The sequence below is a fragment of the Parashewanella sp. 2304DJ23-3 genome (genome assembly GCF_056591695.1).
In genome coordinates this window covers 53,099-64,597 of sequence record NZ_JBWQOH010000014.1, presented here as the reverse complement: position 1 = coordinate 64,597, position 11,499 = coordinate 53,099, and the positions used below count along the sequence as shown (strand labels likewise).

Genomic DNA, 11,499 nt, shown 5'->3' with positions numbered 1-11,499 from the left:
CTTATTTCGGTGATCATCCATTCTATCTCTAGTTTGAGATGCTTAGCCAACCATCATCAGTATCGATAACCTTAATTTTATTTTCATTGTGAAATGCCGACATCTCTTTGCTTAACTTACCTTCGTTTGTTGGAATCCCTTGCCAACAATTACAAAAATCATCAACTTTTAGCAACTTTTTTTGTAATTCCTTACAGGTTTTCGGGTCTTGAAAACCATGGGCGGCATTCTTTAAAGCCGCAGCTTTAATTTGCCAAATAGCAAAACTCTCCCCACTTTGTCTATTAAAGCTAGCAGTATAGGATTCATAAAATTGGCCATCCTTTTCTACTGTCACCCTTCCTTGTGCCAATTGTTCTAATCCATCATCCAACCATTCTATTTCTACATTCAAAGTATCACTAACTTTTAAGTAGTAACTCATGTTAACCTCAATAGATATTCGCTATTTACAATATAATCTAATTATCAATTCGCTATGATTATTGTTTGTTAATGTATTTAATAGCTTATATATGAGTCTCAACTAAATTAGGAAAGTTCATGGAAGCCAATTATCGCAGTGACCTTATAAACCTCTATAACTCAGCACTAATCATCATTGATGTTCAAGGTAAACTTGCACAATTAATGTTTGAAAGTAAGCGATTGCATGAAAACATTAAAACCTTGATAAAAGGCGCAGAATTGCTCGAAATACCTATTTTCTGGCTTGAGCAAACTCCTGAGAAACTTGGCCGTACATCTGAAGATATTGCTGAACTGCTATCTCCAAACATTCAGCCTATTTCTAAGAAACATTTTAGTGCTTGGCAGAATGAAGAATTCAAACAAGCATTAGAGCATTCTGGTAAGACTCATTTTTTAGTTGCAGGAATTGAAGCACATATATGCGTTTACCAAACTTGTAAAGACCTACAAAACAATGGCTTTCAAACTCATATTGTACGTGATGCAATTTCATCGAGAACAGAAGAAAATAAAGTTTGTGGTATAAAAATGATGCTCGATTGTGGTGCCAATTTATCTAACGTTGAGTCAGCTTTATTTGAACTGCAACACGTTGCTGAAGGCGAGCGATTTAGACAGCTCATAAAATTGGTAAAGTAGTAGCTCTCATACGATGTTCATCAAAGGTAACTTTTCGTGGCCTCACTGATCTATTTTGATCATCGTCAGTTTGGACGATGTGTCGATGTTTATTGAAATGGGAAAACTCAAAATCATCAAATTTTACAGCCTTCCTTTTGACCTCATTCATAATGCTACTTTTTCTGGCCAATTGTAATTGCAAAGACTGTGTATATACATCAGTGATATCGACAGATGGTATATCTGCTGACGGACTACTCACAAAGTGTCGTAGACTTCGATAAGCGCTGCCAAATATTCCAAATGAATGGCTTTGTAACCCTTCTCTAACAACAATATCCCAAACGTCCATATTTGGCGCTGAATCAACATTCACCCATTCATCAGCTTCATTTAACTTATGTTGCTCCTCGAAGAAAGTGCGACTATCCACAATAGACACTTTCCATGCAGGTCCGTCTCCAGAGCTTGTTTTGGTCACTCTGTATAGCTCTCTATTCAAGACTTCATGATTAACTGTAGATTTAATAACAACAGAAATAACATAAGATGTGTAATCTGAGCTTTTGTCACAATATGAAGATTGAATTTCAACTAAGCCTGTAGGGCACATAATTTCAGGTAACATAACTAGAGGGTTTGAACCATAATTTACAGAATGATATCACTTAAAATTGAACCTAAGCTTTCTACACGTTTGAGTTTTGAAAAGACGTTCTGAAATAATAGAACTTAATTAGTGATAGTTGCGAATACAACCATACAGAGTGTATATCTTATTGTTACTTCCTGGCTTACAACACGGCAATGGTGGAAAGTGAATATTCTGACAATCAAGTCGTAATAAGCTAAAATGCTCCCCATTTTTCGCTTTCATTATTATCAGTATTTACCATGAATTCAGAGCAAACCTCACTGTCAGAGTCTTACCTCCAACGTTTCGCAGGCATCGGCCGTTTATACGGTCAACCAGCACTGCACAAGTTTTCTCAATCTCATGTGGTCGTGATAGGAATTGGTGGTGTAGGTACATGGGTTGCTGAATCTTTAGCTCGTTCTGGTATCGGTCAAATATCTTTGATCGATCTTGATGACATTTGCGTGACTAATACCAATCGCCAGATTCATGCGCTAAAAGACACTATCGGCCGATCAAAAGTTGAAGTCATGGCTGAGCGTATCAAAGACATCAATCCTGATTGTATCGTTAACGAAATTGAGGACTTTATCACCTTGGATAATCTTAATGAGTATCTAATCTCTGCTAAGCAAGGTGGTGATATTGATTACGTCATCGACTGTATTGACGCCGTAAAACAAAAAGCGGCATTAATTTCATGGTGTAAGCGATACAAATTACCTATCGTAACCGTAGGCGGTGCTGGTGGCCAGATGGATCCTACTCAAATTCAATTGAGCGATCTTGCTAAAACCTACCAAGATCCTCTACTCGCTAAAGTAAGAAATATTTTACGTCGTGAGTATAACTTCTCTAAAAACACCAATCGTCGTTTTGGCGTCGATGCTGTGTTTTCTACTGAGCAACTGGTTTACCCGCAAGAAGATGGTACAGTCTGTGCCAATAAATCTGGTTCTGACGGCAATATGCGGATGGATTGCGCTTCTGGCTTTGGTGCAATAACAACGGTAACCGGCACTTTTGGATTTGTTGCAGTAAGTAAAGCACTCAAGAAACTCGCCGCTAAAGCGTAAAGAACGGCTATACCCCTTCATTAAATGGCATAGTTCCTGCTTTCTATTCAACACAACATTTTAATGGCAGTTGGATAGAAAGATGAACAAGTTTACTTTATCTTCGCTGAACTTTTTCTCGGGACGCATACTTTCAAAACAGTGGATGTCAAGATCCATGCTTTGGTTGGTTGTGTTATGTGCGAGTCTTCTGTTTTTGCCGGAGAACATACTAGGCAAACTGGGATTATATGAGCATATTCAACCATACAGCCATTTTGTGGGCCTAGGGTTGGTTATTGGTTGTGCTTATTTTTGCAGTCGAGTTTTTGACTACTTACTTGATATTGGCATCAATCACTACAGTAGTAAGCAAGCGACAACGGCGATTGAAAATAAAATCCACTACTTAGATCCTACAGAGAGAGCCGTACTCAGGGAGTTCTTTTTACAAAGCAGTGCAACGTTAACCTTACCTAAGGATGATGTCGCCGTTACAAGCTTAATGAATGCACATATCCTAGAGTGCATCGGTAATGAATTACACTATGCGATTCAGGGGCCAACGGCTGATTTCAAGATCACATTAAAAGCTCGAAGCTATTTAAATCGCCAAATTTTACGCTTACCGAATGGAAAGCCTAACGAACTTGAATTGAAACAACTGATAAAAGCCAGACCTGCATTTATTCACAGTCTCGTACAGCAAAGAAAACAGGCTGCTTAAATAATACGTTACGTGAGGGAGAACGAGTATGCTTCTCCCTTTTAATCCCCCAAAACTCTCAACCCCAAACTACATCACGCATTCAAGATGATGAAATACGTATCTCTGTTTGCTATTTGTTGTGGAATGTAGAACCGAATTTTTGTACTGAAAACACATCAGACGCATTTCAGACATAAAAATACAGCTTGCCAATGGTAGCTAATTAAGGCGGTTGAGGGGGGAAACCTTAATTCAACTGGGCAAGCTGCTTCTATTCGTGACAATAGTATTTTACTAGACCGTCACGTATCTGTATCACGAGGCAAGCGAATTACTTACTTTTGCTCAAGTTGCTTATTTTTCAGGTTCTTGGGCAGACTTCTGTACGAACATCCATAAGATGTAAGACACAATGCCCATTGTGGAAAAGATCACGATCATTGATAATAAACCGATCCAATTTCCGAACATTAGATCTAACCAGAATGCCATAATAGAAGTCCTCTTTCGTTGTAATTCAACTTGAGTTTAGGACATCACATTCTCTTAACTAATGATCAGGATCAAACTCTTCTCCTAATCCTTGTCATTCATATGGAGATCGAATCAGTGCTTGATCTAAGTCAATTTTTAAACGATTTGGAATTAAGACTAACGTATAAAATCTTCAAAACTTTCCAATACATTTTGAAAATCTTCAAAACCGCAATAAGCGAATGATTCAGCGCTATAAAGATTAAACCCTTGCTCTATTTCTTCTTCTAATTCATCACCAAGATTTAAACTATTTTCAAATACAGTAACTTGCTCTGAGCTAATCTCAATTGAAATTTCTTTGCCGACTGAACGCCACTCCTGAATACGTTTATCAAGCACACTTTCTAAAGCACTTTTTACGTCAGCAAGTTTTACTTTGTCGGTACTTAGCTCTTCAGTAAACCAACGACCGAGCACTTGATGCTCCATTGAAAAAATAGCTACTACACCGTCATCAAGGGTATTACGACGAAATTCAAAATCCATGAGTACAACCTACAACAAAAAAGTGTTCCTTATATTACAAAAAAGTTTCTGGTATCAAAACGAAAAAAGGCGCAAATTGCGCCTTTTTACATGGAGGTAACAACTATTTATTTAGTTGCTGATTTTGGCTTTGCTTCTTTTTTCTCAGCTTTTGGAGCTTCAGTTTGCGGTTTTTCGATTGAAACAAGTTCAACCTCAAAAATCAGCGTAGAATCTGCAGGAATGGTACCAGTATCACGGTCACCGTAAGCTAGGTTCGCAGGGATAACAAAACGGTACTTAGAACCCACTGTCATCAACTGAACACCTTCAGTCCAGCCTGGAATAACACGGTTTAATGGGAACTTAACTGTTTGCTTACGCTTGTAAGAACTATCGAATTCAGTACCATCAATCAAAGTACCTTTATAGTTTACTTCAACCGTATCCGTTGCTTTTGGATGATCGCCTTTACCTTCACGAAGAACTTCATACTGTAGACCTGAAGCCGTTGTCTTCACGCCAGGCTTTTTCGCATTTTCAGTAAGGTACTTTTCGCCAGCAGCTTTGTTCTTAGTCGCTTCAGCTTTAGCATGCGCTTCACGTTTTTCAACTAAACGTTTATCAAGACCTTGAAGTAACTTTTGCATATCTTCTTCAGACAACTTCACTTTATCGTGAAGACCGTCAGAAAAACCTTCAATGATTAACGCACGATCAACTGGCATACCAAGATCTTCTTGTTCTTTAATGTGCCCGCCCATGTATTTACCAATTGAAGCACCTACACTGTATGACTCTTTCTGTGCCGGAGTTGTTAATTCAGTACCAGCTGACTCTTTGGTGGTTTTTTGCTCTTGATTACATGCAGAAAGCCCGAGTACAGCCAACGCAACTAACGACAATTTATAAACAGTTTTCATGTAAATGCTTCCTCAGCGTGTTTCATAATCACAATCAACAAATTGATTTTAAACATAAAACCATTCAATTCGGAATGACTTATAACCATTTTTGATAGTGATTCAGGTTCAATATAATTAATAGGGTAAAATTATGTAAGTTACTGTTTTAACGGCCTAGACCAGTGCTGTCAAGGTTTAGAGTCTCTGCTTTATAAGAAGTTCAGCAATAATTCAGTCATTTGAGTAGAATATGGGACAATAATTCTCAAAAAGAAACTCACATGTCAGAATTGCAAAAACAAGTTGATGATTTGGAAACTAAATTAAGTTTTCAGGAACTAACTATTGAAGAACTTAATCAAGAAATTATCCGATTGAACGATATCGTTGCTGATCAGCAGCATAAGCTACAATTATTAATACAAAAAATAACGGCAATTGAACCAAGTAACATTGCTAGTCAGTCTGAAGAAACACCACCACCGCATTACTAATGCAGTGATGGGAGTCGAGGTGCAAAATGAAGCCTGAAATTCTAGAGATAGCGCAAGTCGGTGAAGCAGTATTAACTGAAAAAGCTAAGCTGGTCACTGAGTTTAACTCTGAGCTGTTGAAGCTCTCAGAGCAAATGATGGTAACGATGGTTGCAGCTGAGGGGTTAGGCATTGCAGCCCCGCAAGTGCATCAATCTATCTCAATGTTTATTATGGCTTCAAGACCCACACTTCGATACCCAAACGCTCCAACAATGGAGCCGACGGTGGTTATAAACCCGACCATATTAACTCACAGTGAAACCATGCTCGTTGACGAAGAAGGTTGCTTGTCAGTTGCGAATAGAAGATTACCCATTGCGCGTTATGATGAAATTAATGTGCAGTACCAAGATTTGCAGGGACATGTTATAAAACAAACACTCACAGGCTTTCCTGCACGAGTGTTTCAGCATGAAAATGATCATTTACTCGGTATCACCGTTTTAGAACGATCCCAAATGCCTGAACAAGCTTTCATCGAACAATAAATTATTGAAGTAAACAGAAAACTAAGCAAACAGGATATTAAGCATGAAGCGATTGGCCGTAGGCTTTTTTCTTATAGCAACACTCACTGGCTGTGCCACCAACAGCTTATTTGTGAGTTATCCTTCTCAGCTTAATAAACAACGCCAAGCCCTTACCACAGCACAGCCCTTGTCATCGATTCAATCCGTTTCTGATAATACGTCTGGAAATGACGGTTTATTATATGCCCTCGAAGCAGGCCGAATCGCTCAAGTTGCTGGTGAATTTGGACAAAGTGAAAAGTTTTATCAACAAGCTGTAAAAGACTATCAAGCCTTTGATGACAAAGCGACGATCAGCCTTTCAAGTGTAGGAGCTAATGCAAGCTCACTGCTGTTAAATGACAATGCTATTCCATATCGTGGTCCAGGATACGAACGAGTGTTATTGCACCAATATCAAGCTTTGAATTACTTATTCCAGAATGATTATCAAGGTGCGTTAGTTGAAGTCAGAAGAGCAAACGAATTACAGCAAACCGAACAAGACAAGTATGCGAAGTCGAAAAAATCAGCTCGACTGTTGGAAAATGGTGCCGTCTCAGAAGAAGAAAAACGGCTCTCAGCCAATGCGGGTTCAGTAACCAGTTCATACCTCAACGCTTACAGCTTCTTTATGACAGGGTTATTGCACGAAATGCTCAACCAGCCCAATGATGCTTTTATCGATTATCGAAAAGCGGCACAGATTTGGCCAGGAAACCCTTACCTAGAGCAGTCTCTTGTTCGCTTAGCAAAACAGCTTTCCATGCCTCAATATGCTGAATTTAAAAAGCGTTGGGGTGAAGCAAAGTTACCGAGCAAAAATCAGGGTGAACTGATTATTGTCTATGAAAAAGGCTTTGTACAAGAAAAGCAAAGCTTCACTATCCCATTTACGATCAACGGTAGCTGGCAAACTGCTTCACTAGCAACTTATAATCGCCCAGCGGCCAACCTGAATCCTGCGACCGTAAATATCAATAATACGGAAGTGATACAAGCGAGCCCAATCACCAACATTGACGCTTTAGCCATTAATGCTTTAAAAGAAGAATTACCGTATGCTTTAGCAAGACAAGCGGCACGTATTGCCGTGAAAGCGGAGCTGGCAAGAAAAAGCACCAGCAAACATAAACGAAGAAATGATGAACTGGATTTAGGATCTATTGCTGCTCAGATCTTTAACGTTATCACTGAGCAAGCAGATAGGCGCAGCTGGTTAACCTTACCAAATCAAGCCCAAATTGCGCGGGTAAATCTGAACTCCGGCAGCTATCCTTTGTCTATCGATAACAGTAAACCGTATTCAATTAACGTTGAGGCCGGTCGTAAGACATTGGTTTGGGCAATAAAAACTGGAAATGTAACTCGTTTTTATTCAATAATTATTTAACTCAAGTTTACAATCAAAATGGAACTGACTATGAAACATTTAAAATCTGTATTGATGCTTGCCGCAGTTCTTGGGCTTTCGGCGTGTCAATCAAAAGTAGAATACGGTGATGCGAAAGAAGTAGAAACCGTCAATGCCAACTTTGGCTCAACGGATTTACAAGCTATCACAACCAAAATGGTTGATAGTATGTTGACGTTCCCACCAGTGTTAGCTTTAACCGCTAACAACAACCGTCCAATTATTTTTGTTGATAGCATTAAAAACAAAACCTCTGAGCATATTGATACGGAATCCATTACCGATTCAATCAGTAACCGCCTGCTTCGCTCTGGTAAATTCCGCTTTGTTGATATGACCAAAGTTGATTCTGTGCGTAAACAACTGGATTACCAAAACAACTCAGGTCTCGTTGATCCTTCAACAGCGATTAAGTTCGGCCGTCAAATTGGTGCCCAATATATGCTTTATGGCAACCTTTCGAGCATTGTTAAACAAGGTGGCAGCACGAAAGACGTATACTACAAAATGACCATGCGTTTAATGGATCTACAAACTGGATTGATCGAATGGTCTGATGAAAAAGAAATCCGTAAAACGAGAACAAAATCGTTTTTAGGTTTATAAAATATTGATACATCATATTTAAGGGGCTTCTGATTAGCCCCTTAATTTTGGAATAGCTAGAACATAAGAGCCACGGATGCGCTTACTGACTCCTTCAATATCCACTTCTTATTAATTGCTTGCAGTTCAAAAAACATGAACAGTTCAATTATAATCTAAGCTACTTCAAGTGTTTATGATATAAAAAAGTAACTTGCGTAATTACTTGTAACTCATAAGAATAACCTTATGACATATTCGCTCTTATAATTGTGTCATTCAGTTTCAAAATTCCGTTTGTAATTCCTAGTCAAATTAACAAGGCTGAGCAAAACAATTGAATAAGTGAGGCTCCAGAGTGAAAAGAAGCATTTTCTTACTACCCCTTGCAATAATGATACTTGGTTGCTCGAATATTTCGCTGCCAAAAAACTTGCAACCCCAATCAAAATATCTGACAGAAGAGCAAGCACAATTACGTGCACGGCAAGTTTCAGATGTTCATTACCAGTTAAATTATCAGTTAACGGGACAAGAAAACTTTCGTTCGCAAACCACACTTAACTTTAAATGGCACGGTGGAGATCTCCCTCTGCGTGTAGATTTAAACCAAGCTCAAATTCATAAGGTAACCATAAATCAGCAGCCATTCTACCCTGATTACAACGGTGATTATTTGCTGTTTAAGCCTGACTTGTTAAAAAACGGGGAAAATAAAATCGTCATCAATTTTACTCGTAAGCACAGCACCAATGGCGAGGGCTTAAACCGCTTTGTCGACCCGGTCGATCATAAAGTGTATTTGTACTCTCACTTTGAGCCTGCCGCCGCACAGCAAATGTTTGCTGCATTTGATCAACCTGATATCAAAGCGACATATCAACTCACGGTGACTGCGCCCAGTGATTGGACGGTGATCAGCGCCACAAGAGAAAGCAGTGTTCAGCAGCAGGGAAAAAATAAGATCTGGCATTTTCCCGTTTCACCCAAATTAAGTACATATAATTTTTCAATGCATGCTGGTCCTTATAAAATATGGCAAGATAATAGCGGAAAGTACCCACTTCGCTTAATGGCAAGACAATCTGTCGCATCGCAAATTGATCCCAAAGCTTGGTTTAAATACACCAAAGGTGGGCTAAAATTCTATGGAAATTATTTTGGAATACCCTATCCATTTAAAAAATACGATCAAATCCTAGTACCTAACTTTTTATATGGTGCGATGGAAAACGCTGCAGCCATTACCTTCGCTGAAAGTGCATTTTTACATAAATCCAAACGCACAGAATCTCAAAAATTCATTCTTGCTGAGGTAATTCTGCATGAAATGGCACACCAATGGTTTGGTAACTTAGTCACCATGAAATGGTGGAATGGTTTGTGGCTCAACGAGAGCTTTGCTTCATTTATGAGCATCCTAGCCACTGCAGAATCCACAGAATTTAATTATGCATGGCGCAGTTTTTATTCTGGTAGTAAGCAAAGTGCTTACCATCAAGATGGGCTTGTAACCACTCACCCAATTGAAGTTCCTGTGGCTTCAACAGCTAATGCTTTCGACAATATTGACGCCATAACTTACAGTAAAGGGGCTGCAGTACTGGCGCAATTACGTCACTTATTAGGTGATGAAGTCTTTAGGCAGGGTGTGCACTACTACTTAACTCAGTACAGTTACAAAAATGCCACGCTTGATGACTTTGTTTCTGCTCTAGGCCAAATAGCAAATCGCGACCTGTCTACGTGGCAACAACAATGGTTATATAAAGCGAGTCTCAATAGTATTCAGGCCGACTATCAATGTCTCAACCACAAAATTACTTACTTCAACCTGTTGCAGTCGCCAACTGACAAAAACTTCCCAACACTGCGAGAGCAAAAGGTTAACGTTGGGCTATTTAAGCTCGGTCATAAACGTATTTATCAAACCAAAAAAGTCACCGTCACCTACCAAGGTGCGAAGACACCAGTTAGCAGTCTTGTGGGTGCGGCCTGCCCTGATCTCGTCTATCCAAATCTTGATGATTGGGGCTTTGTTCAAGTAAACCTCGATACTAAATCGTTCCATACCGCAGAAAAAAATCTTAACCTTGTTAAAGACCCACTGTTGCGCTCAATGTTATGGCAAAGCCTGTGGGATAGTGTAGTTTCAGGTAAATTATCTTTAAGTGATTATATTGGTGTGCTTTTAGTCAATGCACCAATGGAAACGGATTACACTATTTTGAGTCAGCTTACTGGCAGTATGGTGCGTGCGAGTGATTATTTATCAAAGATACAGCCAAGCCATCCTGATTATGCCGATCAAGCTCAAAAAGCGTTATCTCAATTAGCGATTCGTATGGTCATGAGTAACACCCATGACTCAAGCATTCAACGCTTATGGTTTAACACATACATCGATTTAGCTTCCAATAACGAATCACTGACTCATCTGCAACAATTATTGCAAGGCACTGATCCACTTGATGGTATTACATCTGAATCACAAGCTTTAGATCAAGATACGAGATGGCACATTATCAAGCAGCTTAATCGTTATGGCGTAGAAGGGTCAGATCAATTGATCAAAGACGAGCTTAAACGTGATGCTTCTGATACTGGACAAAAAGCAGCGATTGCCGCCGAAGTTATTCGTCCAGTTGCCAGCATTAAACGTGAATGGCTCAATAAGATATTTGATAATAAGCTCACTTTTTCCAAGTTACGCATTGCGATGAAAAATTTATACCCCAGTGAGCAGCGTTTACTGAGCGAAGCCACTGCAGAACAACGCCTGAGCATGCTGCCCAAGCTTGATAAACTTGGTCCAGTGTATATGAGAGCTTACAGCAGTAATTTGATACCATCATCGTGTGATCAACCAGGTATTGATCGCATAGAGCAAGTGCTCACTAACAATGAGGGACTATCCGAATTAGTAAAACGCAGTTTGCGAGAGTTTAAGCAAGCAGAACAACAATGTGTTCTGATCAAAGAGACTTTGAAACCTTAAAGCTTTTGAAATTTTAATATTTATTAAAGACTTAGCATCAAAAATGTCATGCCAGCT

General features: G+C 39.2%; 13 protein-coding genes. 8 read left to right on the top strand and 5 right to left on the bottom strand.

All coding sequences use genetic code 11. The features are described 5' to 3' along the window. Positions 1–28: 28 nt before the first annotated feature. Positions 29–424 (bottom strand): hypothetical protein, encoded by a 396-nt coding sequence (locus tag AC1EU2_RS18130; RefSeq protein WP_480299687.1) that lies wholly within the window; start codon positions 422–424, stop codon positions 29–31. Between the two features lie 119 nt (positions 425–543). Here AC1EU2_RS18130 and AC1EU2_RS18125 point away from each other — a divergent pair, with 119 nt between their 5' ends. Further along, positions 544–1,110, top strand: a complete 567-nt coding sequence (locus tag AC1EU2_RS18125; protein WP_480299686.1) for an isochorismatase family protein — start codon at positions 544–546, stop codon at positions 1,108–1,110. On the opposite strand, the gene AC1EU2_RS18120 is transcribed toward AC1EU2_RS18125, so the two are convergent. Further along, the gene (locus tag AC1EU2_RS18120; RefSeq protein ID WP_480299685.1) at positions 1,091–1,720 is read right to left on the bottom strand and encodes a hypothetical protein; all 630 of its coding nucleotides are present in this window, start codon (positions 1,718–1,720) and stop codon (positions 1,091–1,093) included. The genes AC1EU2_RS18125 and AC1EU2_RS18120 overlap by 20 nt on opposite strands. Positions 1,721–2,007: 287 nt before the next feature. On the opposite strand from AC1EU2_RS18120, the gene tcdA reads away from it, so the two are divergent. Together tcdA and AC1EU2_RS18110 are read left to right on the top strand one after the other, a co-directional pair. Beyond that, positions 2,008–2,805 (top strand): tRNA cyclic N6-threonylcarbamoyladenosine(37) synthase TcdA, encoded by a 798-nt coding sequence (gene tcdA, locus AC1EU2_RS18115; RefSeq protein WP_480299748.1) that lies wholly within the window; start codon positions 2,008–2,010, stop codon positions 2,803–2,805. A gap of 82 nt (positions 2,806–2,887) precedes the next feature. Continuing rightward, a complete protein-coding gene (locus AC1EU2_RS18110; RefSeq protein ID WP_480299684.1) occupies positions 2,888–3,511 on the top strand; it encodes a superinfection exclusion B family protein in 624 nt (207 codons plus the stop codon). A 336-nt stretch (positions 3,512–3,847) separates the two neighbouring features. On the opposite strand, the gene AC1EU2_RS18105 is transcribed toward AC1EU2_RS18110, so the two are convergent. The 3 genes from AC1EU2_RS18105 to fkpA all read right to left on the bottom strand — a co-directional run bounded on the left by AC1EU2_RS18105 (position 3,848) and on the right by fkpA (position 5,418). Further along, entirely contained in the window at positions 3,848–3,985 is a 138-nt protein-coding gene (locus AC1EU2_RS18105) for a DUF3149 domain-containing protein (RefSeq protein WP_129945187.1), read from the bottom strand. Positions 3,986–4,144: 159 nt separating this feature from the next. Next, entirely contained in the window at positions 4,145–4,516 is a 372-nt protein-coding gene (locus tag AC1EU2_RS18100) for a YacL family protein (protein WP_480299683.1), read from the bottom strand. A gap of 107 nt (positions 4,517–4,623) precedes the next feature. Beyond that, positions 4,624–5,418, bottom strand: coding sequence for an FKBP-type peptidyl-prolyl cis-trans isomerase (gene fkpA / locus AC1EU2_RS18095; RefSeq protein WP_480299682.1), 795 nt, complete (start codon positions 5,416–5,418; stop codon positions 4,624–4,626). 263 nt (positions 5,419–5,681) lie between these two features. Here fkpA and AC1EU2_RS18090 point away from each other — a divergent pair, with 263 nt between their 5' ends. The 5 genes from AC1EU2_RS18090 (at position 5,682) to pepN (ending at position 11,442) form a co-directional block, all read left to right on the top strand. Then, entirely contained in the window at positions 5,682–5,894 is a 213-nt protein-coding gene (locus AC1EU2_RS18090) for a SlyX family protein (protein ID WP_480299681.1), read from the top strand. Positions 5,895–5,920: 26 nt separating this feature from the next. Further along, positions 5,921–6,424: a peptide deformylase gene (gene def / locus AC1EU2_RS18085; RefSeq protein ID WP_480299680.1), complete on the top strand. Its 504-nt coding sequence runs from the start codon at positions 5,921–5,923 to the stop codon at positions 6,422–6,424. Between the two features lie 43 nt (positions 6,425–6,467). Beyond that, positions 6,468–7,838: a COG3014 family protein gene (locus AC1EU2_RS18080; RefSeq protein WP_480299679.1), complete on the top strand. Its 1,371-nt coding sequence runs from the start codon at positions 6,468–6,470 to the stop codon at positions 7,836–7,838. Between the two features lie 30 nt (positions 7,839–7,868). After that, positions 7,869–8,465: a penicillin-binding protein activator LpoB gene (gene lpoB / locus AC1EU2_RS18075; protein WP_480299678.1), complete on the top strand. Its 597-nt coding sequence runs from the start codon at positions 7,869–7,871 to the stop codon at positions 8,463–8,465. Positions 8,466–8,838: 373 nt separating this feature from the next. Then, the gene (gene pepN, locus AC1EU2_RS18070) at positions 8,839–11,442 is read left to right on the top strand and encodes an aminopeptidase N (RefSeq protein WP_480299747.1); all 2,604 of its coding nucleotides are present in this window, start codon (positions 8,839–8,841) and stop codon (positions 11,440–11,442) included. Positions 11,443–11,499 lie beyond the last annotated feature (57 nt).